32 protein-coding genes are annotated in these 26,219 nt (G+C 42.0%); 20 read left to right on the forward strand and 12 right to left on the reverse strand.

Features of this window, described 5'->3' with window-relative positions; genetic code table 11:
* Positions 1-77: 77 nt before the first annotated feature.
* The gene (locus FGG79_RS19430; protein ID WP_138781397.1) at positions 78-821 is read right to left on the reverse strand and encodes a Cof-type HAD-IIB family hydrolase; all 744 of its coding nucleotides are present in this window, start codon (positions 819-821) and stop codon (positions 78-80) included.
* Positions 822-1,106: 285 nt separating this feature from the next.
* On the opposite strand from FGG79_RS19430, the gene FGG79_RS19435 reads away from it, so the two are divergent.
* Positions 1,107-1,430: an MGMT family protein gene (locus FGG79_RS19435; RefSeq protein WP_138781399.1), complete on the forward strand. Its 324-nt coding sequence runs from the start codon at positions 1,107-1,109 to the stop codon at positions 1,428-1,430.
* Between the two features lie 138 nt (positions 1,431-1,568).
* On the opposite strand, the gene FGG79_RS19440 is transcribed toward FGG79_RS19435, so the two are convergent.
* Positions 1,569-3,191: an ABC1 kinase family protein gene (locus FGG79_RS19440; protein WP_138781401.1), complete on the reverse strand. Its 1,623-nt coding sequence runs from the start codon at positions 3,189-3,191 to the stop codon at positions 1,569-1,571.
* Positions 3,192-3,346: 155 nt separating this feature from the next.
* On the opposite strand from FGG79_RS19440, the gene FGG79_RS19445 reads away from it, so the two are divergent.
* The 3 genes from FGG79_RS19445 to FGG79_RS19455 all read left to right on the forward strand — a co-directional run bounded on the left by FGG79_RS19445 (position 3,347) and on the right by FGG79_RS19455 (position 5,361).
* Complete coding sequence (locus FGG79_RS19445; protein ID WP_138781403.1) at positions 3,347-3,592, forward strand: hypothetical protein; 246 nt, start codon at positions 3,347-3,349, stop codon at positions 3,590-3,592.
* Between the two features lie 4 nt (positions 3,593-3,596).
* Positions 3,597-4,445: a nucleotidyltransferase domain-containing protein gene (locus FGG79_RS19450; RefSeq protein WP_138781405.1), complete on the forward strand. Its 849-nt coding sequence runs from the start codon at positions 3,597-3,599 to the stop codon at positions 4,443-4,445.
* Between the two features lie 415 nt (positions 4,446-4,860).
* Positions 4,861-5,361: a DoxX family protein gene (locus FGG79_RS19455; protein ID WP_138781407.1), complete on the forward strand. Its 501-nt coding sequence runs from the start codon at positions 4,861-4,863 to the stop codon at positions 5,359-5,361.
* An 88-nt stretch (positions 5,362-5,449) separates the two neighbouring features.
* Here the strand turns inward: FGG79_RS19455 and FGG79_RS19460 are convergent, their stop codons facing one another.
* The 3 genes from FGG79_RS19460 to FGG79_RS19470 form a co-directional block, all read right to left on the reverse strand.
* Positions 5,450-5,635 carry a YfhD family protein gene (locus FGG79_RS19460; RefSeq protein ID WP_138781409.1) on the reverse strand — a complete coding sequence of 62 codons (186 nt, stop codon included), beginning with the start codon at positions 5,633-5,635 and terminating at the stop codon, positions 5,450-5,452.
* Between the two features lie 104 nt (positions 5,636-5,739).
* Complete coding sequence (locus FGG79_RS19465) at positions 5,740-5,865, reverse strand: YfhE family protein (RefSeq protein WP_138781411.1); 126 nt, start codon at positions 5,863-5,865, stop codon at positions 5,740-5,742.
* Between the two features lie 71 nt (positions 5,866-5,936).
* Positions 5,937-6,842 (reverse strand): TIGR01777 family oxidoreductase, encoded by a 906-nt coding sequence (locus tag FGG79_RS19470; RefSeq protein WP_138781413.1) that lies wholly within the window; start codon positions 6,840-6,842, stop codon positions 5,937-5,939.
* A 91-nt stretch (positions 6,843-6,933) separates the two neighbouring features.
* Between FGG79_RS19470 and recX the strand changes: the two genes are divergently transcribed.
* Positions 6,934-7,740 (forward strand): recombination regulator RecX, encoded by an 807-nt coding sequence (gene recX, locus FGG79_RS19475; protein ID WP_138781415.1) that lies wholly within the window; start codon positions 6,934-6,936, stop codon positions 7,738-7,740.
* A 41-nt stretch (positions 7,741-7,781) separates the two neighbouring features.
* Positions 7,782-8,195 carry a hypothetical protein gene (locus FGG79_RS19480; protein WP_138781417.1) on the forward strand — a complete coding sequence of 138 codons (414 nt, stop codon included), beginning with the start codon at positions 7,782-7,784 and terminating at the stop codon, positions 8,193-8,195.
* 225 nt (positions 8,196-8,420) lie between these two features.
* Here the strand turns inward: FGG79_RS19480 and FGG79_RS19485 are convergent, their stop codons facing one another.
* Positions 8,421-9,401 carry a nuclease-related domain-containing protein gene (locus tag FGG79_RS19485; protein WP_138781419.1) on the reverse strand — a complete coding sequence of 327 codons (981 nt, stop codon included), beginning with the start codon at positions 9,399-9,401 and terminating at the stop codon, positions 8,421-8,423.
* Positions 9,402-9,630: 229 nt separating this feature from the next.
* A complete protein-coding gene (locus FGG79_RS19490) occupies positions 9,631-10,302 on the reverse strand; it encodes an SDR family NAD(P)-dependent oxidoreductase (RefSeq protein ID WP_138781421.1) in 672 nt (223 codons plus the stop codon).
* Between the two features lie 132 nt (positions 10,303-10,434).
* Between FGG79_RS19490 and FGG79_RS19495 the strand changes: the two genes are divergently transcribed.
* On the forward strand, positions 10,435-10,761 hold the full coding sequence (locus FGG79_RS19495; protein WP_138781423.1) for a YfhH family protein: 327 nt from the start codon (positions 10,435-10,437) through the stop codon (positions 10,759-10,761).
* Between the two features lie 39 nt (positions 10,762-10,800).
* Here FGG79_RS19495 and FGG79_RS19500 read toward each other — a convergent pair whose 3' ends face one another.
* Both FGG79_RS19500 and FGG79_RS19505 read right to left on the reverse strand, forming a co-directional pair.
* A complete protein-coding gene (locus tag FGG79_RS19500) occupies positions 10,801-10,959 on the reverse strand; it encodes a YpzG family protein (protein ID WP_082051311.1) in 159 nt (52 codons plus the stop codon).
* A 20-nt stretch (positions 10,960-10,979) separates the two neighbouring features.
* Complete coding sequence (locus FGG79_RS19505; protein WP_138781425.1) at positions 10,980-11,144, reverse strand: small, acid-soluble spore protein K; 165 nt, start codon at positions 11,142-11,144, stop codon at positions 10,980-10,982.
* A gap of 151 nt (positions 11,145-11,295) precedes the next feature.
* On the opposite strand from FGG79_RS19505, the gene FGG79_RS19510 reads away from it, so the two are divergent.
* A complete protein-coding gene (locus FGG79_RS19510; protein ID WP_138781427.1) occupies positions 11,296-11,568 on the forward strand; it encodes a YfhJ family protein in 273 nt (90 codons plus the stop codon).
* A 48-nt stretch (positions 11,569-11,616) separates the two neighbouring features.
* On the opposite strand, the gene FGG79_RS19515 is transcribed toward FGG79_RS19510, so the two are convergent.
* Positions 11,617-12,603 carry a metal-dependent hydrolase gene (locus tag FGG79_RS19515; RefSeq protein ID WP_138781429.1) on the reverse strand — a complete coding sequence of 329 codons (987 nt, stop codon included), beginning with the start codon at positions 12,601-12,603 and terminating at the stop codon, positions 11,617-11,619.
* A 91-nt stretch (positions 12,604-12,694) separates the two neighbouring features.
* On the opposite strand from FGG79_RS19515, the gene FGG79_RS19520 reads away from it, so the two are divergent.
* Positions 12,695-13,003 (forward strand): hypothetical protein, encoded by a 309-nt coding sequence (locus FGG79_RS19520; protein ID WP_138781431.1) that lies wholly within the window; start codon positions 12,695-12,697, stop codon positions 13,001-13,003.
* A gap of 49 nt (positions 13,004-13,052) precedes the next feature.
* Positions 13,053-14,159, forward strand: coding sequence for an A/G-specific adenine glycosylase (mutY, locus tag FGG79_RS19525; protein WP_138781433.1), 1,107 nt, complete (start codon positions 13,053-13,055; stop codon positions 14,157-14,159).
* Between the two features lie 42 nt (positions 14,160-14,201).
* Here mutY and FGG79_RS19530 read toward each other — a convergent pair whose 3' ends face one another.
* Positions 14,202-14,426, reverse strand: a complete 225-nt coding sequence (locus FGG79_RS19530) for a hypothetical protein (protein WP_138781435.1) — start codon at positions 14,424-14,426, stop codon at positions 14,202-14,204.
* Between the two features lie 104 nt (positions 14,427-14,530).
* Here FGG79_RS19530 and fabL point away from each other — a divergent pair, with 104 nt between their 5' ends.
* The 10 genes from fabL (at position 14,531) to nikC (ending at position 24,886) form a co-directional block, all read left to right on the forward strand.
* The gene (gene fabL / locus FGG79_RS19535; protein ID WP_138781437.1) at positions 14,531-15,274 is read left to right on the forward strand and encodes an enoyl-[acyl-carrier-protein] reductase FabL; all 744 of its coding nucleotides are present in this window, start codon (positions 14,531-14,533) and stop codon (positions 15,272-15,274) included.
* Between the two features lie 76 nt (positions 15,275-15,350).
* A complete protein-coding gene (locus FGG79_RS19540; protein WP_138781439.1) occupies positions 15,351-15,554 on the forward strand; it encodes a gamma-type small acid-soluble spore protein in 204 nt (67 codons plus the stop codon).
* A gap of 248 nt (positions 15,555-15,802) precedes the next feature.
* Positions 15,803-16,063 (forward strand): YgaB family protein, encoded by a 261-nt coding sequence (locus FGG79_RS19545; protein WP_138781487.1) that lies wholly within the window; start codon positions 15,803-15,805, stop codon positions 16,061-16,063.
* A 178-nt stretch (positions 16,064-16,241) separates the two neighbouring features.
* The gene (gene ntdP, locus FGG79_RS19550; RefSeq protein ID WP_044339854.1) at positions 16,242-16,772 is read left to right on the forward strand and encodes a nucleoside tri-diphosphate phosphatase; all 531 of its coding nucleotides are present in this window, start codon (positions 16,242-16,244) and stop codon (positions 16,770-16,772) included.
* Between the two features lie 146 nt (positions 16,773-16,918).
* Entirely contained in the window at positions 16,919-18,667 is a 1,749-nt protein-coding gene (locus FGG79_RS19555) for an ABC transporter ATP-binding protein (protein WP_138781441.1), read from the forward strand.
* A gap of 306 nt (positions 18,668-18,973) precedes the next feature.
* Positions 18,974-19,990: an ABC transporter ATP-binding protein gene (locus FGG79_RS19560; RefSeq protein ID WP_138781443.1), complete on the forward strand. Its 1,017-nt coding sequence runs from the start codon at positions 18,974-18,976 to the stop codon at positions 19,988-19,990.
* Complete coding sequence (locus FGG79_RS19565) at positions 19,965-20,930, forward strand: ABC transporter ATP-binding protein (RefSeq protein ID WP_138781445.1); 966 nt, start codon at positions 19,965-19,967, stop codon at positions 20,928-20,930. The genes FGG79_RS19560 and FGG79_RS19565 overlap by 26 nt, the downstream gene beginning before the upstream one ends.
* A gap of 74 nt (positions 20,931-21,004) precedes the next feature.
* Positions 21,005-22,591 (forward strand): ABC transporter substrate-binding protein, encoded by a 1,587-nt coding sequence (locus FGG79_RS19570; RefSeq protein ID WP_138781489.1) that lies wholly within the window; start codon positions 21,005-21,007, stop codon positions 22,589-22,591.
* Between the two features lie 364 nt (positions 22,592-22,955).
* Complete coding sequence (locus FGG79_RS19575; RefSeq protein ID WP_138781491.1) at positions 22,956-23,960, forward strand: ABC transporter permease; 1,005 nt, start codon at positions 22,956-22,958, stop codon at positions 23,958-23,960.
* Positions 23,961-23,989: 29 nt separating this feature from the next.
* Complete coding sequence (gene nikC / locus FGG79_RS19580; RefSeq protein ID WP_138781447.1) at positions 23,990-24,886, forward strand: nickel transporter permease; 897 nt, start codon at positions 23,990-23,992, stop codon at positions 24,884-24,886.
* A gap of 50 nt (positions 24,887-24,936) precedes the next feature.
* Here nikC and FGG79_RS19585 read toward each other — a convergent pair whose 3' ends face one another.
* Positions 24,937-26,019, reverse strand: coding sequence for an FUSC family protein (locus FGG79_RS19585; protein ID WP_138781449.1), 1,083 nt, complete (start codon positions 26,017-26,019; stop codon positions 24,937-24,939).
* Positions 26,020-26,219 lie beyond the last annotated feature (200 nt).

Below are 26,219 nucleotides of genomic sequence, written 5' to 3' on the forward strand. Positions count from 1 at the left end.
GACGTAACAGAAAAGGTATAGACCTTAAGGAAAAAGAAAGTGCCTGATTCTCCCTGAATCAGGCACTTTCAAGTTGTTTATTCCATTTCTGCCAGCACTTTATCAATCGCCTGAGCAACACCATGGTCGGTATTGATTCCCGTTACCCAGTCAGCTGCCTCTTTCACTGCTTTCTGTCCGTTCCCCATTGCCACGCCGAAGCCTGCTTCCCGGATCATAGCAATGTCATTCATGCTATCACCCACAGCCATGACTTGATCCATGGAAAGGTCCAGCCACTTGCACACTTTCACTAATGCTGCTGCCTTATTGACACCTGCAGGATTGATTTCGATATTCGTAGGCGATGAATTCGTGATTTCAAGTGCTTCATTTTTTACAAGTTCGTCCATCATTACTTTGCGCACTTCGTCATCCTCGATGTCGAATCCGAATTTAAGCCAATTATAGGATTCAATTTCTTGGTCAAAAGGTTTTTTACTATTGAATAACCCTTGAGAAGAAGTGGACCAGAAGTACACATCATGCTCTTTTTTTAACGCCCAAAGTTGCTTCACAAGGTCCGTATCAAGGGGGATGCTGTCTACTAAGTTGTATTCATGATCATAGATCTCCCCGCCGTTCACGGTAACAAGATAAGATGAACGTCCAAGCTCATCAGAGATGTCCCGGCAAGTGAAAAGGGAGCGGCCGGTGCTTAACACAACATGAATGCCTTTATCCTTTGCTCTCTGGATGGCTTGTTCATTTTCAGATGATACTTCTCCTTCATGATTGACGAGCGTTCCGTCCATATCAAGTGCAATCAGTTTTATATCCATTTTTCTATCACGTCCTTCTATTAGTTCATATACAGTTTAATATAATTGGAGCAATTCTTCTAGAAACCCGACTTGCTAAAGGTATTATTTCCTCTATACTGGACTTCGTATTACAATGAAATAAGTACATAATGGAAAAGGTTTGGTTTATAGGCGCTACATAGGAGAAAGGGTCATGGAAGAAGCTGATTTCTTGTTAACGAGAAACCGATCCTTCCGGGACCCTGGTTGATTTTTTGCGACTATGGAATAGGCAATCAATCTGAAACGGGGAGGTGAAAGGACATGAAGCCTTTTACCGAAAGAGCGGTGAAGATCATACAAAGCATTCCGGCTGGCAAAGTCATGACATATGGCCAAGTTGCTGCATGGGCAGGAAGTCCGAGAGCGGCAAGGCAGGTCGTCAGGATTCTCCATTCCATGAGTGAAAAATATAGTCTACCATGGCACAGGGTCCTCAATAGCAAAGGGGAAATCGGCTTTCGTGATGAAGAGCAGATGATGACGCAAAGGCTTTCCTTAGAAGCAGAAGGAATTCAGTTTATTGGGGATAACAGGATTGAGCTCGGGGAGTATCAGTATGAGCCCGAATCGGAGTGGAACATCTAATGCTAAGGGTGAGTTATTCGGATGTTGACATATGGTCGGTAGCATCAGTAAACGGTTTTTTTAGGAATTGTCATGATATCACTCCTTCCTATATTTTACGATAAAAGGTAACCTATATTCGAGGTTACCTTTTTGAATTTAATGCAGTTGCCCATTCTTAAGTCTTTTCAGCCAGCTTCTTTGTCTAGTGGAAGTAACCCAATATCCCATTAAACCGAATCCAGCAAGTGCAAACCCCCCCTGCCAAACGATCTCCACGGCGAATCCCAATCCGGAGAAACCGCCAAGGCACCCCAATAGTAACAGGGTAAAGGCTTGCTTCTTTCTGCTTTCAAATATCTCAAATTGAAATTCGTTCTGCTGATGATGATCCTTTTGTTCCAGTGATTTTTCTGGAAAGTCCAACAGTTGACGAACTTTTTGCACCGTTTGAAACAATGGTTGTGCGCTCACCCATTTCATTAACAACTCCCACTTGTTTGTATTACTATCCTTCACCCAGTCCAAAAAGGCTGGTTTGACCACATCAAGGGTTTCCTCACCCGGGCTAAGTGTATGGACAAGTCCCTCTATGGTCGCAAATGAGCGACCCAAAAAGATAAAGCGGGTAGGCACCTGGACAGGCAGTGATTTCACCATATCGTTGATTTCTTTTTTTACAGAAATCAGATCCATCTCTTTGAACTGTTCCATATCGAGGGTGACGAATTCCTTCAAAACAGCCTCGATTGTTTTCGGGCTTGCGTCTGGAAGCAAAAAGCCCAAATGAGCCAGTGATTCCGCTGCTTTCCTGAAGTTTTTCAAAAGGACCCCTTCCAGGAGTTCTTGAAAGTGAGCCGAATCCCGCTTGGAAATTTCCCCGACCATTCCATAATCCAATAGAACGAAGGTACCATCAGGCTGAAGGAGAATATTCCCGGCATGAGGATCAGCATGAAAGATCCCGGGTTCGAGCCATTGAGGAAGAAAGAGGCGAAACAACCTCTGAGCGAGCTTCTGTCCGTCCAATCCATACGATTCGATTGCACTTCGATCATTCAAGCGGACGCCATCCACCCATTCCATCACCAGCACTTTATCTGTGCAAAGCTCGGGATACATAGCTGGAATCTTCACGTTCGGATCATCCTTGAAACGTTGCTTAAATGAAAGAGCCGTATTCATTTCTTTAGAAAAATCCAGTTCTTGTTCAATCACCTGCTTTAATTCTTTATAAAGCATCTTAAAATCAATGAATCCCTTTGGAACCGGAGCGAAATTTCTCGCAAACCAAATAATGATGGCAAGGGACCTGAAATCTGTCTTCACAAGAGAAGGGATTTCCGGTCGCTGTACCTTGATGGCCGCTTGGGTTCCATCAGGAAGCGTCGCTTTGTACACTTCTCCAATGGATGCTGAAGCGACGGCTTCTTGATCGATTGCTTGCACCTTTGACGAAACGGGGTGACCCCATTCCCGTTCCAGGACTTCATTGATATTTTCCCAGGGTGAAGGGGGAACGTGATCAACAAGGTCTTGTATTTGAGTAATAAATCCTTTCGGAAGCAAATCCTCGCGAATACTTAACAGTTGCCCAACCTTAATCAAGACACCGTTCAATTCAAAAAGAGTTTCTTTAAACTCTTTTCCCATTCGCTCCCAAAGCTGATCCTTCTCCCATTGGGATTTCCCACGTAGACGGTACCAATAGACCCTTACTACAATCGATAATGCCAATGATAATATCTTCCACATTCTCCAAAGTTTATTCTGTGACTTCATCATTTCATCCCCCGTAACCGGACTGTTTAACCCTATTATGTAATATAAATGAGAAATAAGAAAGTTTCTATCTTTGGTATAATCAGAAAATTTCGTTCAACCAATGGTGTTTTATGGTAAAATATATCAATCACTAAAGGGGGGGGAGATATCTTTTGAAAAAAGGCTGGATTTCCGTTATTGGCGGCTTTATTGCAGGGTTAATCCTTTCCTTTGAATTTTTGGAGTACAACGGCTGGATCATCCACAAAATGAGTACTGAGGGAGAAATTGAAAGTACCATGAAGGAAATGGATTTTAATATGATCACGAACTCATTTCTCCTCATGGCTGTTTCAGCTTTGAGCATTTATTTGGTTTTAAGATTAATCGAAATAGTGTGGAAACGTAAATCGGGGTAAGGATGTGAATGTTGAATGTGCGGGATTAGAGTCAAAGCATGAAGTAAGAGATCAACAGTTAATAAGTGAACGTGAAGAGATTAAAGAAGCTATTAAACACGATTTACTTCAAGATGAAAATGTTATCGCATTTTTCTACGGTGGTTCCATGGCAAAGGGCAATCATGACCGATATTCAGATTTAGATTTGCGGATAGTCGTGAAAGATCATGTTTTCGATGAGTATAGGAAACAGAAAAAGGAACGGGCAGGCAAATGGGGAAAGGTCCTGTTTTATGAAGATTTCCCGTGGGCATCTCATACCGTAACTCATTATCGAAGCTTTGTAAAAGTAGACTCCTTCTACTTTAAAATGGAAGCATTGCAACCGTCAGTCTATTTGACAGAAGCCGAGATTGTCTATGATCCCTTTCAGTACGTCAAGAAACTGGTTGATGGTTCCCAAACGCTGAATTACAGCGTTTCCCCTGACGAATTCGAGCTCTGGAGAGGTAAATTCTTTGCTCACTGTCATGAAGTATATCGAAGGATCAAGCGGGGGGAGATCTACTATGCTCTTCATTCCCTGGACATGTTAAGATGGTCGATCGCTTCAGGGTGGGATATGGAGAATGGACGAGTGCCGAATGCGCCAGGCGACTGGTCCAGATATGAAGGAGAAAGATCACCATTCTCCGAGGATCAACAAACTATGCTTGCAAGTTGGGTATGCAGACGGGATCCGGATGAGATGTTTGAGGTGATGAAGGGCATTGTTCCTGAATTCAAACGGCTCCATCGGTTCTTGTCTGAGGTGCTTGGGGAGGAAGAGAAAGATGAATGGGTGGATGAGATACTGGGTTTGGTGATGTGAAAAGGCAGATTTTCTGTCTCTTTCACATCTTTTTTTGAAAAAGCCATATTAATCGCTTCCTTTCCTGATTTTGGTCAAGCCTTTCTTTTTCTACAGCTTCTAAAATTGAACGACAAAAAATTGATATCAGCAGCTGAAAATAACCCTTTCTACAGCCGCTGAACCACTAACGAATCGCCTCCTTAGAACGAAAAGTAATCCTGTCTTCGCCGAAGTTTGACACCTTTGTGAACGACGCAAATACCCATTGTATTCAGCAGGGAGAAGGGGTATATTAAAAGTGTAAATAACATGTGAATAAATTCACAAACTAACAAACGTAGAAGTCAATACATCATGAATGACACAAAAGCAATTAAATGCATCTTCATTTGTGAATTTTTTCACAATATAAACTTAAAGGAGATGATCCATCATGAGATGGTGGGAAAATCAAAAGGTGAGCGTAGTTTGGACTGTGTTAAGAATTTGGTTGGGTGTTCAATGGTTGGAGGCAGGATGGCATAAAGTGACTGATGGTTTTGATGCAGGTGGTTTCTTACAAGGAACATTGGCAAAAGCGACAGGAGATCACCCGGCTGTACAAGGATGGTATGCCGAATTTCTAAAAGGATTTGCCATACCGAATGTAGAACTGTTCAATATCTTGATTCCCTGGGGAGAATTGTTAGTGGGAGTTGGATTGATTGCTGGTTTCATGACAATTCCGGCACTCTTGGCTGGGGCATTCATGAACTTGAACTTCTTATTAGCAGGAACAGTAAGTACAAATCCGATACTTTACACAGCTGGTATCATTCTTCTTTTCGCAGGGCGAGGGGCATATTGTTGGGGTGCGGATCGCTGGATGATGCCATATATGAAACAAATGTTTAATCATAAAGACAAACAACAGAAAAAGCCGGTTATAGTATGAATGAAAATAGGACCACCCTTGCTTCACAGCAAGGGTGGTCTTATTAATGAATTCCTCAAACCTATCTTTTTTAACTACCGGGATTTTCCTACTGGTTTTTCTTCACTCGTGCTCGCTGGTTTGCAGCATTGGCACGAGCTTGTGCTTCCATGTCAGCCTGGTCGGCAAGTTCACGTGAGAACTCTTCGTCAACACCGTCAGATTTGAGCTGAGCGGGTGTTTGTGGCAGGCTGTTTTTGTTACCCCGTTTGTTATGGCCGCGTGATCTGCCCAATATGAACATCCCCTTTTGGTTAAAAAATAAAGGTACAGGCTCTGACTCAAACCTGTACCTTTATCTTTCTTCAAAATAAGGATTTCTAGTTAGGTAATAATTGACTATCGATGTGCTTTTGGGCTAAATCCCGCTGCACGGTCTGCTGCTTTAAATTCCCTGGAGTATGTTACTTCCTGAGCGCTTGATAGAGCCGATTTGTTTTTGTCTTTCTTTTTCTTATTATCCATTCCTATGTACATCCCTTCTTTTCAAGATTACTTCTATTTTCGCCTTGAAAAAGAAGGGACATACATATGGTTTAATGATAAATGTCAATCAGGGCACTTTTTAAATCAGGGTATTTGAAGTTGAAGCCATGTTCTAATAGGACGCTTGGTAATACTTTTTGTCCTTCTAACACAAGGGCACTCATTTCACCCATGGCCACCTTTAAAGCTAGTGGTGGAACAGGGATCCAGTGCGGTCTGCCAAGGACGGCACCAAGAGTTTTCCCGAATTCTTTCATGATGACAGGTGATGGAGTTGTTACGTTCACCGGTCCTGAAATGGTATCTGTTTCAGCAATAAAATGAACCGCTCTTGCAATATCTTTAATATGGATCCATGACATCCACTGTTTCCCTGATCCAACCGTACCTCCAGCAAACAGTTTGTATGGGAGTGCGATTCGAGGAAGAGCCCCCTCGTTTTCACCAAGAATGATTCCAAAGCGTGAGTAGGCCACCCGGATGCCAAGCTGCCTTGCTTTCTGCGCTTCCTTTTCCCATATTTGAACGGTTTCCCCGAGGAAGTTGTCTGCTGTTTCAGTAGATACTTCTGTATACGTATTGGTTGTTGAAGAAGGGTAGTAGCCGATCGCACTTGCATTAATGAGGCATGCCGGTTTGTCCTCTAAAGCCTTAATAATATTGATGACTTCTTGAGTTGAATTGATCCGGCTATTGATGATGCGCTTCTTTCGCTCATCCGTCCAGCGCCCACTGTTGATCGATTCACCTGCAAGGTTGATAAAGGTGTGAATTCCTTCTAGCGCTTCTTCGGGTTTTGCCCCGTCGGATAGCCATTTGACGTAGGTAACCCCTGGATGATTATTGTATTTTTCCGGGTTCCGGGTAAGGATCATTACTTCATGGTGGTGTTCGAGAAGTTCCGCAGTCAGAGCCTGACCGACAAAACCTGTTCCACCCGTTATGGCAATCTTCATCATCATCCCTCCAGTTATACTACTTATTTTACCTATCTTCAGAATAAAAAACATACGTTGAATGTGTTAGGATTATGATGAGGTGGAAAAAATGGGTAAAATTACGAAAATAACGAAGCAAGTGAAGAACGAAGAGCGTTACAATTTATTTATAGATGGAAAGTATTCCTTCAGTGTGGATGAAGCGGTGCTGGCGAAGTTTCAACTCAGAAAAGGCCTGGAAGTCGATGAGCTGGAGATTTCAGAGCTGCAGTATGAAGATGATGTGAAAAAAGCATTCAATAAAGCCATTCAGTATTTAGCTTATCGCATGAGAACAGAAAAAGAAATCCGTGATCATTTACAAGAAGGGGATCCTGAGGATGGCGTCATCCAGGAAGTGATTCATAAATTAGATGAAATTAAATACATTAACGATTTAGAATTCGCACATGCCTTTGTCGGGACACAGATGAATACCGCTGATAAGGGACCGACATGGATCAGGGGTGAATTGAGAAGAAAAGGTGTAGGTGACACTCATATTGAGGAAGCACTCGCCGCTTTTACACAAGAGAAGCAGGTAGACAAAGCGGTCGCGCTGACAGAAAAGCTTCTCCATAAATACCGGAAAGATTCCAAGATGATTGCTAAACAAAAGATTGAACAAAACCTAATGAGAAAAGGCTATCCCGGTTCTGTCATGAAAATCGTATGGGAAACAGTTGAGTCAGAACGTGATGACGATGAAAGATGGGATGCTGTTTATCATCAAGGATTGAAGGCACACAGAAAGCTTAGTTCAAAGTATGATGGCTATGAGTATGTGCAAAAGATGAAACAAACTTTGTATCGGAAAGGTTTCTCAATGGAGGATATCGAAAGGCTATTGGAAGAGATTAAAGAAAATGAAGAGTGATTTCTTCTAAAACGAAAAGCGTATGACAAGGGGGAGATCTTGTGGAGATTGTCACGATTCTGTTTGTTGGTGTATCGCTGCTCCTGCTCATTGGTACAACAAAAAAGTTTAAGATGTATGCTGGAGGAATAGTGATTGGATCAGCCTTGATTTTTATAATAGGGGAAATCATTATTAAAATTCAAACAGGTTTCTATTCTTTAGAGAAACAGGAATGGTTTAACGGAGGATACGCTGAAGATATGGGAAAGTGGGTCATCCCTTTCTTTATCTTAGGTGTGGCAATCATCATGATCCTGGTGAACATCCGGATGATCCGGCAGTATCTCAACAAGAAAGATCGTACGCGCTGGGTGTGGATTGCATTCGTGGTAGTGATTGATGTATTCGCTGTCTCTATAGTCCCCGTCCTATTATTTTTCGTAGCCTTTATGTTTTATCCATTTGCACCGTAATGAAAAGGTTACGCTTCTATATATTTATAACGGCGGTATTCTGGATATAACGGCGAAATCACAATTTTATCGGCGAACGCCGCTCCTCCAAAAAGGCAGCCCTCCATTATGGAAGGCTGCCTTTTGTGATGGAATAAATGCTGGTTGAATGCCGATTTGAGAATCACGGGGAGAGAGGTCCGTCCCTCAATACGTCTCAGTAATGTCAGATTATCGGCAGGTTTTTCATTTTGGTCTTTCAGTGAACGTCAGGATATAAGTAGTCCCCTTTTTGGTGCCTGTGGTTGGGAGGTTGAGGGATTGGAGGAGCCTTTTTGCAACATAAGGAGATTCAATTGCTAGATATTTTCTTAATTTTGTATTCGTGATCGTGGGTGAAATTAAAAGTTCGTAATCATTAAGTGCTTGAATATGGGCATGGCTATTATTATTTTCGCATTTCAAACATGACCATGTACCATGCCTTCTTTCTAAAGGAAGGTGATTGCACTTTTCACAATATACTCCTTTTAGTAGGTCTTTCTCCATAATGTTATATCTCTCTAGAACTGATGGATTTGCTTCCTGGTGATGTCTTTTAAATGTCCGAATTAATTTTTTAATGTTCTTAATTGAGATTGTCTCGATTCCATGACCAGCATTCTCAAGTCTATTTATCTTGTCCAATAGAGAATGTCGATGGATGACGACTTTATTAAGGGACTTGTTATCTGGAGAGGTTTTGATGATCGTACGATCGTTGCTCATAACGACATAAGAATAGATGGGAATTGAGGGGAATGCGTACTTATTCAACCATTTGATTAGTTGGCTTTCTTGTCTTTTAATCTGAAGAGTGGGATCAGGTAAAGCAATTTCGCTCCCATCTTTTGTTTGGATTAATTGGTTAAATACAGGATCGAAATAGGCCACACCCGCAAGGTACTTCACTTCGATGATTAGAATGAATTTTGTCGTGATAATGAGAGTGTCTATTTGAAAGAAGCTATCTTTAAAAGGAATTCTAAGATCGTGGAGAATGAAGTGGGTTTTGGGGTCTAGAAAGCTAAATGTATAGTCTAAAGCGGTCTCACCTTTGTATCCAGCCATTCTTTTACCAAGTTCATCAGATATTAAGTGCTGTTTTGGATGATTCTGCGGCAGTCTGCGGAGTAAAGCTTGCAATATGAGGATAATTCGAGGCATGACTCGTTCTTTTTCGATCATTTCATCACTCCAATCAGGTTTTGTACTAGATGTATTCTACTTTCACATTAGAAAATCCTTTTATGAGTTAGCTGAATTTATTTATATCGGCGAAATTTTAAATTTAACGGCGAAATCCTGGATATATCGGCGAAATTGTCATTATAACGGCGAAATCACGATTTTATCGGCGAACGCCACCGACACCGTCAAAAGGCAGCCCTCTTTCCAAGAAGACTGCCTTTCGTCATTATTTTTTTGATTCGATGACAATTTCGTTTTTCACCTGATATTCTTGGATGATCAATTCGGCCACTTCTTTAGGAGAGCGAAGTCTTGAAGGGTCACTGATATGATCGCTGTTTTCCCAGAATGGCGTATTCATTCCTCCCATATAGGCATTTACAATCCGCAGGTCAGAGTCTTCATATTCCTTTTGTAAGCTTTCACCGAATCCTCTCAGTGCAAACTTACTTGCTACATACAGTGATTCATTCTTCTTCCCTCTAAGGCCGGCTGTAGAAATAATGTTCATGATGGTGCTATTTGGTTGCAGTTTATTCAGTAACGCCTTCGTTAACCGAATTGGCCCCAGCGCATTGGTCTCGAACATAGTGAGCAATTCCTCCTCGGTAGAATCTTTGAACGGACCGAAATAGCCTACGCCTGCGTTATGTATGAGTAATTGAACAGTATGATCTTTAAGGTGGTTTTCATTGAACTGTTCAATTTCGTCCAAGGAACGGATATCCAATGCAGCATAAGATACTTCCCCGCCAATGCTTTTAATTTCTGCAGCTGCTTCTTTTAAGCGATCGGGAGTTCTCCCAATCAGGAAGATATGAAACCCTTGCTGACTTAGAAGTTTACCTAATTCTTTTCCTAAGCCGGAGCCTCCGCCTGTGATTATGGCTGTGTTCATATTGAAAACATCCTTTCTGGTGTGTAGAGATAGTTTTTTTGAGGGCAAAAGTGCTTGTCAGGTCCACCCAGCCGCTTCCGCTTTTCTTATTGTATCATTTTCTCTATACTACTATTAGTAGAGGTGATGAGGATGGAACAAGAGAGAAGATATAGTGAGATGACAGAGCATGAGTTGAAGCAGGAGATTGCTTCATTGAAAGAGAAGGCAAGAAAAGCTGAGCAGCTGGGGATAGTGAATGAGTTTGCTGTATTGGAGCGTAAGGCTTTGATGGCACAGTCTTATTTAATGGATCCTGATGCTTACAAGCCTGGTGGGATCTATGCCATTGAAGGAGATCCAGGTACTTATTTCAAACTGGACTACTTAAATGGAGTATTCGCATGGGGATATCGCCTAGGTGGGGACGGAAAAGAAGAGGCTCTGCCTATATCCCTTTTAGCAGGGGAAAAGAAATAAGGAAGAGGTCCGTCAAGAGGGACGGACCTCTGAAAGTGGCTAGGAACGCTTGCGTGTTTGGTTCTCTAGAATGATTAAGTCTTGAGTTTGTGTCGTTTGTCCATTTGCTTGGGAATGGGCATGCTTCGGATTGTAGAATGCCTTGTTAAATGGACTGCTGTACTTATTTCGGTAGAAGTTGTTTTTCATGTTTGCCATCGTAACTACCCCCTACTTCATTAAAGTGAGTCGTGAGCTCTGTCTCCAGAAGATTTCATGCGTTCTTGTGGATGGGTATTGATGGTACCGTTAGCCCTTTTAGATGCATATTCAGCTTTTGCTCTCGGTTCACCTTCGAATTTATTGTTATTCATGTTGGGGAACCCTGTCGATTTATTTCGCATAATGTGCCTCCTAAAAGGTGAAATTTACTGACTCATACCGTGAAGAAGCAAAGATTCACAACTAAGCTTAACCACGTACCTTTAGTATGGGTGAAAAGAAGAACATTATCATAAAAACAGGTACTAAATATATGGAAAAGGAGGAGACAAAATGGAGTCAACATTTCACGAATTAACAAAATTATTAATTGAAAAAAATAATAAGCTTTCATATGAAAAAGCGAGAACCTGGATTGAGCTTGTTTGGGAGGATTTCGAAGCCACTTACGCGAAAGCTGGTTACGATTATAAAGGGAAAGTAGTAACAGAGAAAGTCGTTCGCCAATGGGTGAATACATATGGAGAACAAATCCATGAATTTGCTGCCCAAAACCCAAAATACAAACACCTTATCGATGATAACGACGATAATCAGGTGCACTAATGAAACAAAGTGAGGGACGGACCATTAAGAGGTCCGTCCCTCACTGCTTTAATCGATTATAATGTCGATATCGACTTTGGATCTGAGCTTTTCTTCGCTGAAGACCCAGCCTGTGTAGGAGCTGACGACGTTTAAGTCTTTGTCTAGCTGTACAAGGGCGACAAATGGATAGTGTCCATTGTTTCTGTATCGTAAATCAATGAAGCGAACCTCAAAATGATCATCGTATTCATCCACTTCCCACCTGTAAACGGGGGAAAAGGAAAGAAAGGCTGCAAGGTTTTTATCTTTTTTTGCTGCATTAATCACCGGATCTTCAGGTATCGCAACCCGTTTGAATTTTTCAAAGATGGTGATGGAGCGTCTAAATGCACGTGCGACATAATAATGCTCCTTCGTTACAATCGCTAACCTCCACTGGAAGAATCGGATTGTCGGAGAAACGATAATTTTTTCCGCTTTTGGAATTCTTCGCTTCACGGCATTTTTTACGGCTTTTTGAACTTGAAACCTCAACACATAATAAGCAAAAATCACGAGGTACATGACCAAAAAGGTCTTTCCTGGCGGTAATCCAATGCCCCACAATATTAATCCCACTACATGAATGCCGAAAATAATTACATCAAATGTGTTGATGACCCCTAATGCGACCCATTTCGACGAGATCGGCCTGACAGCCTGTGTTCCATATGCATTGAAAATGTCGACAAATACATGGAGGAATACGGCTACAAATGTCCAAATCCATAAATGAAGCACATTTGCCTCAGGAAAAAATGGATAAAGACAAGCAATTATTAAGAGTGGCCAAAGAGCAACCGCGGGAATACTATGGGTGATTCCACGGTGGTGCCGTATATAAACAGCATTATTTCGTAATTTCAAAACGGTATCGATATCAGGTATTTGAGAGCCGATGACTGCTGCAACTAACACGCTTTGAGACGTGGCTGCGCTTTCGGCTACAACCGGATCTAAAGTAGCTAAGCCCCCAAGAGCAAAGCCCATGACAATATGAGTGCCTGTATCCAAAAAAAGTCCTCCCTTGGCTCTTCATTTCTAAGAATTGTTTATGACTTGTATTCATGGTTGAACATGATATGGTTAAAAGGAGATTATTTCAATGAAAAACTCATTACACATATACTTAGAATATGAAATTAAACAAAATTCCCAACCTCAATATAAGCAGATTATGAACAATATCGTCGCGACATTACCACAATATGATGCTTTTGATATTCATTGGGAGAAGGCCGAAGACCAATCGAATCGCTACATCGAAAGATTCAATGTTCCAACCGAATCCCACTTTCATGTGTTAAGGCGTCTGCGGACGTCCCGATGTCATTTATTATTCGGATTATTGGACGAATGTATTTGCGGTGGAGTAAAAGAAATAAACTTGATTGGTTTAAAAACACAGCCTTAATTATTTATTCCCTATTCAATGTAACATTTAACATCCTGGAGGTACAAAATTGATAGAAGAGCCATTAAAGCATTTACAAACCATCAACCGTGAGGAATTTCAGGAAGATTTAATTTCATGGTTTCAAAGAGAACAACGTGACTTGCCTTGGAGAAAGGACCAGGATCCATACAAAGTCTGGGTATCTGAAATTATGCTTCAGCAAACAAGAGTGGATACGGTCATTCCTTATTTTAACCGATTCATTGAGAAGTTTCCTACTATCGACGCTCTTGCTACAGCAGATGAAGAGGATATCCTGAAAGCTTGGGAAGGGCTCGGCTATTACTCGAGAGTCAGAAATTTACAGACTGCAGTGAAAGAAGTAAACGAAAAGTATGAAGGGGTCGTCCCTGATACTCCAAAGGAAATTTCCTCTTTAAAAGGGGTTGGGCCGTATACTGCAGGGGCGATTTTAAGTATCGCCTACAGCAAACCTGAGCCTGCCGTTGACGGAAATGTGATGAGGGTGTTTTCACGCATATTGTCCATTTGGCTGGATATTGCCAAACCGTCATCAAGAAAAGTGTTTGAAGAAGCTGTGAGAAACTTGATTTCTGAAGAAAACCCATCCTTTTTCAATCAAGCATTGATGGAACTTGGAGCTTTGATTTGTACGCCTACTTCTCCATCTTGTCTGCTTTGCCCTGTTCGGGAGCACTGTCAGGCATTTGAAGAAGGGGTACAGACTGAACTTCCTATTAAATCGAAGAAGAAAGCGGCTCGCAAAATGAATATGGCAGCAGCAGTCCTGTTCACAGAAGATGACAGGGTTGTAATTCATAAACGCCCAAGTAAGGGGCTTCTAGCAAATTTATGGGAATTTCCGAATTTCGAAGTTGGAACTTCAAGCAGTGGTCGGAAGCAATTGCTTGATCTCATAGAGGAAGAGCACAAAGTCTGGTGCTCCTTAAAAGCAGGAGTTGTAACAAAAATCCAACATATATTCTCTCACATTATTTGGGATATTGAAGTTTATGTGGGTTCAATCGACAGCGCTATTCTCAAGGACAGTGACCTGATTGCTGTAACCCGAGAAGAATTAGGTGCTTATGCTTTTCCTGTTTCTCATCAGAAAATTTGGAAGGAAGCGGGAGAAGGTATCTTGCAAAAATAAAGAGGAGCAACCGATCCGGTTGCTCCTTTCCTGTTCGTTAAATCAGTCGTAGCTAACTTTCGTACCATGGGTATAATCGGCTTCTCTACGATTCAACCCGCCTCGGTTTTCAATTTCTTCGACGATTTCTCGGTGAATCGATTGTCCTTCTGTGTTCAAATAGGGTACTATTTGTTGTAGTGAATGGTGAAAGAAAGCAAGTTCGCTTTTCTTCCATTCATCTTTTGGGATCATTGAAAGTTCGGTCATATCTCTACCTACATACATAACTCATTCCTCCATTAAACTGATATGCTCTTATTAGTTTGCGTGTTCAGAGTTTGATTATGCTTTGGACGAATTGGAAAATGAAATTGAAAGGATGATGAAACATGAGTCAGAAAGTAGCATTAGTCACAGGCAGTAGCCGAGGCCTTGGAAGAGAAATCGCCATTCAGCTCGCACAAAAAGGGTATGATATTGTTGTCAATTATGCACGAAGTAAAAAAGGTGCACTCGAAACAGCTGAACAAATCGAAAAGCTTGGCCGTAAAGCATTTGTTGTTCGGGCAAATGTAGGTGACGTTGATAAAATCAAATCCATGTTCGAACAGATCAAAGAAGAATTTGGTCGTTTAGATGTGTTGGTCAGTAACGCAGCGTCAGGAGTTTTGCGCCCTGTCATGGAGCTTGAAGAGTCTCATTGGGATTGGACGATGAACATCAATAGCAAGGCTCTATTATTCTGTGCCCAGGAAGCAGCTAAACTAATGGACAAAGGCGGACGCATCGTGAGTATCAGCTCATTGGGCTCCATCCGTTATTTAGATAATTACACGACAGTGGGAGTCTCGAAAGCGGCTGTTGAAGCCCTCACGCGTTATCTTGCGGTTGAGCTTGCACCCCGTGATATTATCGTAAATGCAGTATCCGGAGGTGCAATCGATACAGATGCGCTGAAACACTTCCCTAACCGGGAAGAGCTCCTGGAAGATGCCCGCAGTAAAACGCCTGCCGGCCGCATGGTGGAAATTGATGATCTTGTGAAGTCTGTCATGTTCCTCGTTTCAGACGATTCTTCCATGATCCGTGGTCAAACCATCATTGTAGATGGTGGTCGCTCACTTCTCGTTTAATGGAATGTATTTCCTGAAAATGTCCGAATAGTGAAATCCACGCTTGGTTATCTTAATAAGCGTGGAGGTGATTACAATGGCAAAACAACCAAACAAAACGCAAGCTGGTACAAGCGTTCAACACGTGAAACAACAAAACGCTCAAGCTGGTGCGGCTAAGCAACAATTCGGTACTGAGTTCGCTTCAGAAACAACAGCGGCTCAACAAGTGAAGCAACAAAACCAACAAGCAGAAGCTAACAAAGCGAAAGCTTCTGGTAAATACGGTCAACAACAATAGTTAAATTGTTCTTGACGAAAAAAGCACCCATTCAATTGGGTGCTTTTTTCAATTGTTTGAGGGACGGACCTCTATTTCGTCAACTCAACCGTCCAGAAATCCCTCCAATACTGAAATCCTCTACAAAAAAGAGAGGTCCGTCCCTCCATCGACAAAACTGGTGGGATTGTGACAGAAGTTGTCAAAGGGTTTTGTGAGGCCAGGGAGAATGTTTTAGGAGAGCTTGTTTAGAGGAGTTGGTTGAGTTGATGCAACAGCGATTTAATGAGTTGGTTTCAGAGCAGTTGGAGACGATGGATAAGTTGTTATACCTTCAGTCAGAGATAGAGCGTTGTCAGTACCTGAAAGAGGAATTAATACAGCTACAGGAGATGACAAAGCTAGAGTCTATAAAGGGTGAGATTGCATTAAAGAAGAAGGAACTTAAAGAGATTCAACAAATCTTTCAGGAAAAAACCGATGAAGTAATCGCTTCTTACCAAAAGGAGCAATTCAGGGTTACGACGTAAATGGATTTCCCCCCATAAACAGGTTTCCATATCCCATATTTAAAGAAAATAGGGTCATTCTTAAAGGATATTTTCTTTAAGGATAGCCCTTTTGTTTTAAATTTTCTGAGGAAACGTTATAATGATAAAATAGACAAGTATATATAAAGGTAATTTTGAAATGAAAGAAGGGGATACGATGGCGGTTCCCACTGAAGGAAAATCTGTACAAATACATAGCTTTAAGCATGATGGAAACATTCACCGCATTTGGAATGAGACAACGGTCCTGAAAGGAACGTCGAATCAAATCATAGGTGGTAATGACCGGACGATGGTGACGGAATCAGACGGAAGGACATGGATGACCCGTGAGCCGGCCATATGCTATTTTCATTCGGAGTTATGGTTCAACATTATTTGTATGATTCGTGAGGACGGTATTTATTATTATTGTAATTTAAGTTCACCATTTGTATATGATCATGAAGCAATCAAGTATATCGACTACGACTTGGATATTAAAGTGTTTCCTGATATGACATATACATTGCTGGATGAGGATGAGTATGAAGCTCATCGGAAACTATACGGTTACCCGGATGTGATCGACCACATCCTCAAGCGGAATGTTGAGAAGCTTGTTCGCTGGATCCGACAAAGGAAGGGACCTTTTGCTCCTGACTTTATCGATATTTGGTACGAGCGTTATTTGACTCACAGGGGATAACAAACAAAATTGTATAGGTTTCATAGGGCTGACCCAGTAAGGAGCAACCTTTTCAAATTCTCATTATGGATTTGAAGAACAGTGTTGTTTTCCATACAGGGTCATCCCTTTTTAATGGAATTCACATCTTAGAAAGGAGTAATCACTTGGATAGTATTAAGCGATATCTTCAATTTGTTAAGCCATACCGGTGGCAAATTATAGGTACATTAATCATAGGAATTATCAAATTTACGATTCCCTTATTGATCCCGATCTTAATTAAATATGTCATTGATGACATTGTAGGGGCTTCAGGTTTATCTTCACAAGAGAAGACCAATCAATTACTCATGATCATGGGCGTCATGCTCGGCCTTTTCTTACTCGTCAGACCGCCTGTCGAATACTATCGACAGTACTTTGCCCAGTGGACGGCCAACAAGATCCTGTATGACCTGAGGGACCATTTATTCTCTCATATACAACGTCTAAGTTTTAAATATTATTCGAATACAAGAGCGGGAGAGGTCATATCCAGGGTCATCAATGACGTGGAGCAGACGAAGAATTTCGTCATTACTGGTCTGATGAATCTATGGCTTGATGCAGCTACAATTGTGATTGCTTTAGCCATCATGTTTACAATGGATGTGTCGCTAACACTAGTTTCTCTTATTGCCTTTCCATTCTACGCTTTTTCAGTTCGTTATTTCTTCGGAAGACTTAGAGGGTTAACGAGAGATCGCTCTCAGGCACTTGCAGAGGTTCAAAGTCATTTGCATGAAAGGGTCCAAGGAATGGCTGTGATCAAGAGCTTTGCAGTTGAAGATTATGAGCAGAAGCAATTTCAGGATCAGAATAGCAATTTCTTAACGAAAGCTCTAAAGCAAACAAGCTGGAATGCGAAAGCGTTCGCGGTTGTGAATACGATTACGGATATTTCGCCGTTGATCATCATAGGATATGCTGGGCTTCAGGTCATTGATGGGGATCTTACGATAGGGACCATGGCTGCTTTCATAGCGTATATCGATCGTCTTTATGGCCCTCTTAGAAGGCTGGTGAACTCTTCCACCACACTGACTCAATCGATTGCTTCTATGGACCGTGTATTTGAGTTCATGGACGAGAAGTATGATATTGATGATGAACGGGGAGCGATTCCATGTAATGATGTTCGTGGAGATATTCATTTTAAAAACGTTTCCTTCCGTTATGAAGATGAGGAAGAAGAAGTGCTCCGTAAGTTAAACCTGGATATCAAAACGGGAGAAACTGTCGCACTTGTCGGAATGAGTGGTGGAGGTAAATCTTCTTTAGTCAGTCTTATTCCCCGCTTCTATGATGTAACAGAAGGCGAAATTCTGTTAGATGGAACGGACATCCGCCATTTTCAGGTAAGATCATTACGTGATAATATCGGAATGGTACTTCAGGACAATATCCTTTTTAGTGAATCCGTAAAGATGAATATCAAGTTCGGTAATCCCGAGGCAACGGATGAAGAGGTTATTGATGCTGCAAAGGCGGCAAATGCACATGATTTCATTATGAAATTACCTCAAGGCTATGATACCCGCGTAGGAGAGCGTGGTGTGAAGCTATCTGGAGGTCAGAAGCAAAGGGTCGCGATTGCGAGGGTATTCCTTAAGAACCCACCGATCCTCATATTGGATGAGGCGACATCTGCCCTTGATTTAGAAAGTGAACATTTGATCCAGGAATCCCTGGAGATCCTGGCGAAGGATCGAACGACATTCATCGTGGCCCATCGTTTATCAACTATCACCCATGCTAACAGAATCATTCACATGGAGCACGGAGAGGTTGTCGAAATGGGGACACATGAAGAGCTGATGGCCAAACGAGGCCATTACCATAAGCTATTCCAAGTACAACAACTCGATCAGTAATACAGAAAGTCATGACAAATCACGATTACCGTGAAAAAAGTCATGACTTTTTTTGTGTCTCAAAAATTTATATCAAACTTATTTCAGGTTCATTATGAATAAAGTAGGACTAAATAACTTTATATGGAAGGAATGAAAAGGGTAATTGGACATATATTGAATTGAATTAGGAATATCGACTTTATGTATAAAAATTCTGAAAATGGATTGCAACATTTGTAACATCTTGTATAATAAGAGACATATTGAATTTAGAAAATAAACAAAATTAAGAAAAGAGAGATAGTTTCGAAGAGGAGGATTTGAATGAACGAAGCGCGTCCTTTACTACAAGTGGAAGATTTAAGGACCTCCTTTTTTACTGATGATGGAGAAGTTCCTGCAGTCGATGGAGTCAGTTTTCATGTGAATGAAGGAGAGGTGCTGGGCATCGTTGGTGAAAGTGGATGTGGGAAAAGTGTAACCTCCTTATCCATCATGGGTCTCGTACCGAAACCACCGGGGAAAATAGTAGGTGGAAAGATTCTTTATAAAGATGAGGATCTGACACAAGCATCTGAAAAGCGAATGAGAGATATCCGGGGTAACGATATTGCGATGATCTTCCAAGAACCAATGACATCTTTAAACCCTGTTTTTACCATAGGTGACCAATTAACGGAAGCAATACGCATACATACGAAAGTTGGAAAGAAACAAGCGAGAGAAAAGGCAGTCGACATTATGAAGATGGTCGGTTTGCCGAGATCGGAAGAATTGATTAAAGAATATCCCCACCAATTATCAGGGGGGATGAGACAAAGGGTCATGATCGCCATGGCAATGGTATGCGATCCCCGTGTACTGATTGCAGATGAGCCGACCACGGCACTAGATGTGACGATACAAGCGCAGATTTTAAAATTGATGAAGCGGTTAAACAAAGAGCTGAATACAGCAGTTCTCCTGATCACTCATGATTTAGGGGTTGTAGCTGAAACCTGTGAGCGGGTGGTCGTGATGTATTCAGGAAAAGTGGTAGAGGAAGGGACTGTTGAGGAAATTTTCAAAAACCCTCAGCACCCATACACGAAGGGACTGATTCAGTCTGTTCCTGATATGCGGATCAAGCAGCAGCGATTGCACTCGATTCAAGGAAATGTTCCGAAGCCCGGATCCATTAAGACCGGTTGCCGGTTTGCTGCCCGCTGTGATTCCGCATTCGATCGCTGTCTAGTCGAAACACCAGAATTATATGAAACATCACAAGGACATTGCACACGATGCTTCCTGTTCGATGAAGTGGAGGAGGGAGTTTATGACGGAACCGTTGCTAAAGGTTGAGAACCTTAAGAAACATTTTCCGATTACAGGTGGAATTCTCGGACGACCTGTCAGTTCTGTAAAAGCAGTAGATGGGGTATCGTTTACAGTGAATAAAGGAGAAACCCTTGGAATCGTGGGAGAAAGTGGCTGTGGGAAATCGACGACGGGCAGGATGCTCATGAGACTCATCGATCCTTCCGAAGGAAAAGTGACATTTGAAGATCGGGAGCTTACAAGTTTATCAAACTCAGATATGAGGAAGGTTCGCAGGGAAATGCAAATGGTCTTTCAAGACCCTTTCGCTTCCTTGAATCCAAGGCATACTGTTGAAAAGATTCTCGAAGAACCATTAAAGGTTCACGGAATGGGTTCAGCAAAGGAAAGAAAGAAGAGAGTGCATGAATTACTCAACATTGTCGGTTTGAGCAGTTATCATGCTAAACGGTATCCACATCAATTCAGTGGAGGACAGAGACAGAGGATCGGAATCGCGAGAGCACTGATGACGAAGCCAAAGCTTATCATTGCCGATGAGCCTGTATCAGCTCTTGATGTGTCGATTCAGTCCCAAGTGCTGAACCTGATGCAGGATTTACAAAAAGAGTTTGGACTCACCTATATCTTCATTGCGCATGATTTGGGTGTAGTTAGACATATAAGTGACAGGGTAGGCGTGATGTACCTAGGGAAAATGGTTGAGCTGAGTAATAGTGAAAATCTCTATGAAAAACCGCTTCATCCATATACTCAGGCACTTCTATCGGCGGTTCCGGTGCCAGATCCTGATTTCAAAAGGGAAACCATTCTCTTGCAGGGGGATATTCCGAGTCCGTCCAATCCACCAAGTGGATGTACATTCCACACCAGATGTCCGCATGCAACGGATATTTGCAAACAAAAAACACCAGAGTTCAAGGAACACCAACCAGGGCATTATGTAGCTTGTCATCTTTACTAGAAGGCAAGACTCATAAGTATATAAACATTATTCAGGAGGGGATTTAGTTGAGGAAAAAAGGCTGGTCAATTTTAATGCTGCTCATCCTTCTCGTATCATCTGTTCTTTACGGATGTGGAGGAAATGAAAGCTCATCAGGAGAAGGCGAAAGTGGAGACAAAGGAGATCCTAAAGTATTGATCTTTGGACGCGGAGGAGACTCTGTAGGACTTGATCCAGGAACAGTAACGGACGGGGAATCATTCAAAGTAACAAAGAACATTTTCGAAACACTTGTTAAATTCGGAGAACAAGATACAGAAGTTAATCCGGGATTAGCAGAAGAATGGAAAGTATCCGATGATGGATTAACGTATACATTCATGCTTCGTGAAGGAGTTAAATTCCAAGATGGCACAGATTTAAATGCAGATGCTGTTGTGAAAAACTTCGAGCGTTGGATGAACGGGAATGCAGATCAATTCCCTTACTACGGTTCAATGTTTGGCGGTTTCAAAGCCGATGAAGGTCATGTTATTAAAGAAGTGAAAGCTACAGATGACATGACTGTGGAATTCGTATTAAAGCGTCCTCAAGCTCCATTCTTGAAGAATGTTGCTATGAGTCCATTTGCGATCGTAAGCCCTAAAGCAATTGATGAATTAGGAGATAAGCTTAGTGAAACGCCGACAGATGCAGGGACTGGTCCTTTCAAATTTGTTGAGTGGAAACGTAATGATAAAATCGTACTTGAGAAAAATGAAGACTACTGGAACAAAGATTTACCTAAATTAGATCAAGTCGTTTTCAAATCAATTCCTGAGAACTCGGCTCGTCTAAATGCACTGATCTCAGGTGAAATCGACCTTGCAGATGGTGTTAACCCAAGTGACGCAAGTAAAGTGGAAGGCGATGACAACCTGCAATTATTCGAACGTCCATCCATGAACGTCGGGTACTTAGGTTTAACATCAACTCGTAAGCCTTTCGATGATCCGAAAGTACGTCAAGCAATCAACTATGCAATCAACAAGCAAGAAATCATTGATGCGTTCTTCGAAGGAAAAGCAGAAATGGCGAAAAACCCAATGCCTCCAGTAATCGGTGGGTACAATGAAGATATCGAACCTTATGAGTACAATCCTGAAAAAGCGAAAGAACTTCTTGCTGAAGCAGGCCATAAAGACGGATTTGAAATGGAACTATGGGCTATGCCTGTACCTCGTCCATACATGCCGGATGGTCAAAAAGTAGCGGAAGCGATTCAAGCGGATCTAGCTGAAGTAGGTGTGAAAGCCAAAATCGTTTCTTACGAGTGGGCGACTTACTTGGAAAAAGCTAAAAACGGAGAAGCTGACGCATTCTTACTTGGTTGGACTGGTGATAATGGAGACGCTGATAACTTCCTTTATGTACTACTTGATCAAGACAATATCGGAAGCAACAACTATTCTTACTACAAAAACGAAGAGGTACACAAAATCCTGATCGATGCTCAAACAGAAGTAGATCCTGCAAAACGTGAAGAGCTGTACAAAAAAGCACAAGAAATCATCCATGAGGATGCTCCTTGGGTACCACTTGCTCACTCTACACCATTACTAGCAGGAAGCGCTGCACTTAAAAACTTCAAGCCACATCCAACTGGTTCCGACTGGTTAGGCGCAGTGGACATGGAGTAATAAGCAACAACCCAAAGGGGAGACATCTACGATTTCTCCCCTTTGTACATAGAAAAGCGGAGGGGCTTTGCCCAGAGGCGACAAGCATAAGGCAAGTCCACCGGAAAGGCGTCTTTTGCCTTTTTGGTGGGCTGGCCTTATGACCTCGAGCCTCTAAGCCCCGCAGCTGGACAAAAAGAAAAGCGGAGCCGACTGTTCAGGCCCGACAAGCATTTCTGAGCAAGCAGATGAGGGCGTTCTTTGCCCTCAACTAGCTTGATTGGAAATGACCTCGAGGCGCAGCTGGACAAGTAAACAAGTAACACCTGCTATGCAATTTACTATTCTATCTAAATCAGAATCTCCACTTAGAGAGGTGAACATGATGTTCCAATACACCATTCGTAGATTACTTCAGCTCATTCCTGTTTTACTGGGGATGACTCTTATCGTTTTTTCAATCATCCGTGCCATTCCAGGAGATCCCGCTCAGGTCATTCTTGGGCAGCAGGCTACCAAAGAAGCCGTTGCAGCATTAAGGGATCAGCTTGGGCTCGATAATGCCTGGTATATCCAATATATTGATTACTTAAAAGGGTTGTTAACGGGAGACCTAGGCAGTTCCTTGAGAACCAAGACGGAAGTTTCTACTGAAATTTGGCCATACTTGGCGGCCACGGCCGAATTGGCCATTGTAGCCATCATCATAGCAATTGTCATTGGTGTGAATGCCGGTATCATCAGTGCATGGTTCCAAAATTCCTGGTTTGATTATACGGCCATGATCCTGGCACTAATCGGGGTATCGGTGCCGATTTTCTGGTTAGGGTTAATGGAGCAGTGGACATTCGGTATTCAGCTTGACATGCTTCCTACAACGGGACGGGAGAATATTCGAAACCCTGTTGATGCCATCACAAATTTCTATATCCTGGATACGCTCATGCAAGGGCGATTTGATCAGTTAGGGGATGTATTTAAACACATTATTCTGCCGGGAGTCGCGCTAGCAACTATTCCGATGGCGATCATCGCACGTATGACACGTTCGAGTATGTTAGAGGTCATGCGTTCGGATTACATTCGTACTGCCCGTGCAAAAGGCTTGAAGATGTTCTGGGTAGTGTACAAGCATTCGTTGAAAAACGCCATCATTCCTGTATTAACCGTAATTGGCCTGCAAATGGGCTTATTGCTTGGGGGTGCGATCCTAACAGAGACCATCTTCGGCTGGCCAGGAATCGGTCGCTATATTTATGAAGCGATTGGTTACCGGGATTATCCTGTCGTTCAATCAGGCATTCTGGTGGTCGCTACGATTTTCGTCACGATTAATTTAATTGTTGACCTTCTTTATGCGGCTGTCGATCCTCGAATTAAATACAACTAACATCAATAGAAAAAAAGAGGTGAACACTCATGGCAGAAATAGCAGAACCGCAAAAAGAGCTTCAGCCTTCTATGGAGGAAGAAACGGTCTCTCCCTGGAAGGAAGCATGGAAAAGCTTCACGAAGAATAAGATTGCTTTAGTCGGTTTTTGTATTGTCTTGTTCTTCATTATCCTGGCTATTGCAGCTCCGGTCATCGCACCACAAGGTATAAATGAACAAGACTTATCTCAACGACTGAAAGCCCCGTCTGCTGAACACTGGTTAGGAACGGATGACTTTGGAAGAGATATTTTATCAAGAATCATTCATGGATCGCGTATTTCCTTATGGGTTGGATTCTTCGCTGTAATTGGATCTTCTGTAATTGGGAGTTTGTTGGGGATTGTAGCAGGTTATTACGGAAGATGGGTCGATACCATCATCTCTCGTATTTTTGACATCATGCTTGCGTTTCCGAGTATCCTGTTAGCAATCGCCGTTGTAGCTGCTCTAGGGCCGTCCCTTAGAAATGCACTAATCGCCATCGCTATCATAAATATTCCTAACTTCGGACGACTCATCCGTTCGAGGGTGTTGAGTGTTAAGCAGGAAGAGTATGTGATGGCTGCGAAAGCAATTGGGATGAGCGATAGTCGGATCCTCTTCAGTCACGTGTTGCCGAACAGTATGGCTCCGATCATCGTGCAAGGAACCCTTGCCATTGCAACTGCCATCATTGAAGCTGCGGCACTTGGTTTCCTTGGTCTAGGGGCTCAGGCACCTGAACCTGAATGGGGGAAAATGTTGTCCGATGCAAGGCAGTATATGCTTCAAGCCCCATGGACGATGATTTTTCCTGGACTTGCCATCATGCTGACGGTATTAGGGTTTAATCTGATGGGGGATGGGCTTCGAGATGCTCTTGACCCTAAAATGAAAAACTAAATAAAGTAAAAACGGAGCCAGGATATGAACCTGGCTCCGTTTTTGTCTATTTATTCTTCCTCTTCCCCGATCATCACTTCATTATCTTCTTTATGATACGATTGAAAGCTTGTAATAAGCTTCTCCAAATGTTCGAGATGTTCATCGTATTCAAAAATGGCCGAGAAAATATGAAGCAGATGGAAGTTGTGGATATTGTCGTCTTTTTTATGATGATTGACTTCCTCAAGCATGATTTTCATCAGCTCTTTACGGTGGAGACACACGTCCTGTTGAGCTTCTGATTCTGCGTTTGGATGCATCTTACCGAGAAACTTCAATAGAAGCTGTTCATGGTAAGTCAGCAAACAATCAAGTTGATTTTTAATGACACCTCGTAATTCATCAGGTAATTGAAAGATTTCATTTTCGTATCGGTTTAAACGCTTCAAGATTTCGAAGCTTCGATTTGTTGATGAAATCATTTGTCTGAAGATAACGAGCTTTCGACTTTTCCCAATCGAATTTTTCTTGAAGTAATCACGTTCTTCTTTATAGAGAAGATATAGTTGATCGACTTTTATCAGCTTTTCTTTTATGCGTTCCAGATCTTTTTTTAACAGATGAAATTCGGTCGCATGCCTTGTGCTTAACCTGATCCACTTTAAGATTTCCTCTGTAGAATCTGATACTTTATGATAAAGCTTCGTTTCATATTTTGGTGGAAGGAAGATCAAATTTACAAAAAATGATGAGAAAACTCCGATCATAATGGTTGAGAATCGGATAAATGCGAATTGAATAAAGTCCTGATCCGTCACTTCCATGATGGCAATCATCGTCACTAACGCCAAACCGATTGTATTTTGTAGCTTTAATTTTAGAATGATAGCAATGGCAATCACGGCAGCAAGACCGACAATCAGCGGGTTGCTCCCAAATAATAGGACGAATAAAACGGCAATACCCGCACCAATCAAGTTTGCTTGAATTTGTTCGATAATAGATAAATAAGAACGGTAAATGGTGGGCTGGACGGCAAAGACCGCTGCAATTCCAGCGAACACTGGAGACGGTATGCCTAGAAGCTGGGATACAAGTAATGCTAATACAATCGCAATTCCTGTCTTAAGGATGCGAGCACCAAGTTTCATGGAATTAGGATCCTTTCTTGTGTAACTTATTTATAAACAATACTGTACTATACATGTACTTACAAGCAATATCAATAGGCAATTTTAAATAAGTTCATACAAAATATGTACCTTTTTCGGGATAGGCATAAACCAATCTATCTATTACAACGTCTATAGATATGTAAGATAAAGAGGGATTATTCGACAGGATAACAGAA

The sequence above is a fragment of the Bacillus sp. BHET2 genome, assembly GCF_005938125.1.
Classification (GTDB): Bacteria; Bacillota; Bacilli; order Bacillales; family Bacillaceae_B; genus Rossellomorea.

Coding starts and splice junctions, on each gene's coding strand:
- FGG79_RS19560 (WP_138781443.1), top strand. CDS start 18,974: ATGAACGAAGCGCGTCCTTTACTACAAGTGGAAGATTTAAGGACCTCC.
- FGG79_RS19575 (WP_138781491.1), top strand. CDS start 22,956: ATGTTCCAATACACCATTCGTAGATTACTTCAGCTCATTCCTGTTTTA.
- FGG79_RS19540 (WP_138781439.1), top strand. CDS start 15,351: ATGGCAAAACAACCAAACAAAACGCAAGCTGGTACAAGCGTTCAACAC.
- recX (WP_138781415.1), top strand. CDS start 6,934: ATGGGTAAAATTACGAAAATAACGAAGCAAGTGAAGAACGAAGAGCGT.
- FGG79_RS19570 (WP_138781489.1), top strand. CDS start 21,005: ATGCTGCTCATCCTTCTCGTATCATCTGTTCTTTACGGATGTGGAGGA.
- FGG79_RS19545 (WP_138781487.1), top strand. CDS start 15,803: ATGCAACAGCGATTTAATGAGTTGGTTTCAGAGCAGTTGGAGACGATG.
- ntdP (WP_044339854.1), top strand. CDS start 16,242: ATGGCGGTTCCCACTGAAGGAAAATCTGTACAAATACATAGCTTTAAG.
- FGG79_RS19490 (WP_138781421.1), bottom strand. CDS start 10,302: ATGAACACAGCCATAATCACAGGCGGAGGCTCCGGCTTAGGAAAAGAA.
- FGG79_RS19440 (WP_138781401.1), bottom strand. CDS start 3,191: ATGAAGTCACAGAATAAACTTTGGAGAATGTGGAAGATATTATCATTG.
- nikC (WP_138781447.1), top strand. CDS start 23,990: ATGGCAGAAATAGCAGAACCGCAAAAAGAGCTTCAGCCTTCTATGGAG.
- FGG79_RS19500 (WP_082051311.1), bottom strand. CDS start 10,959: ATGGCAAACATGAAAAACAACTTCTACCGAAATAAGTACAGCAGTCCA.
- fabL (WP_138781437.1), top strand. CDS start 14,531: ATGAGTCAGAAAGTAGCATTAGTCACAGGCAGTAGCCGAGGCCTTGGA.
- FGG79_RS19510 (WP_138781427.1), top strand. CDS start 11,296: ATGGAGTCAACATTTCACGAATTAACAAAATTATTAATTGAAAAAAAT.
- FGG79_RS19565 (WP_138781445.1), top strand. CDS start 19,965: ATGACGGAACCGTTGCTAAAGGTTGAGAACCTTAAGAAACATTTTCCG.
- FGG79_RS19485 (WP_138781419.1), bottom strand. CDS start 9,401: ATGATCGAAAAAGAACGAGTCATGCCTCGAATTATCCTCATATTGCAA.
- FGG79_RS19520 (WP_138781431.1), top strand. CDS start 12,695: ATGAAAAACTCATTACACATATACTTAGAATATGAAATTAAACAAAAT.
- FGG79_RS19465 (WP_138781411.1), bottom strand. CDS start 5,865: ATGGATAATAAGAAAAAGAAAGACAAAAACAAATCGGCTCTATCAAGC.
- FGG79_RS19585 (WP_138781449.1), bottom strand. CDS start 26,019: ATGAAACTTGGTGCTCGCATCCTTAAGACAGGAATTGCGATTGTATTA.
- FGG79_RS19470 (WP_138781413.1), bottom strand. CDS start 6,842: ATGAAGATTGCCATAACGGGTGGAACAGGTTTTGTCGGTCAGGCTCTG.
- FGG79_RS19430 (WP_138781397.1), bottom strand. CDS start 821: ATGGATATAAAACTGATTGCACTTGATATGGACGGAACGCTCGTCAAT.
- FGG79_RS19495 (WP_138781423.1), top strand. CDS start 10,435: ATGGAACAAGAGAGAAGATATAGTGAGATGACAGAGCATGAGTTGAAG.
- FGG79_RS19505 (WP_138781425.1), bottom strand. CDS start 11,144: ATGCGAAATAAATCGACAGGGTTCCCCAACATGAATAACAATAAATTC.
- FGG79_RS19455 (WP_138781407.1), top strand. CDS start 4,861: ATGAGATGGTGGGAAAATCAAAAGGTGAGCGTAGTTTGGACTGTGTTA.
- FGG79_RS19435 (WP_138781399.1), top strand. CDS start 1,107: ATGAAGCCTTTTACCGAAAGAGCGGTGAAGATCATACAAAGCATTCCG.
- FGG79_RS19530 (WP_138781435.1), bottom strand. CDS start 14,426: ATGTATGTAGGTAGAGATATGACCGAACTTTCAATGATCCCAAAAGAT.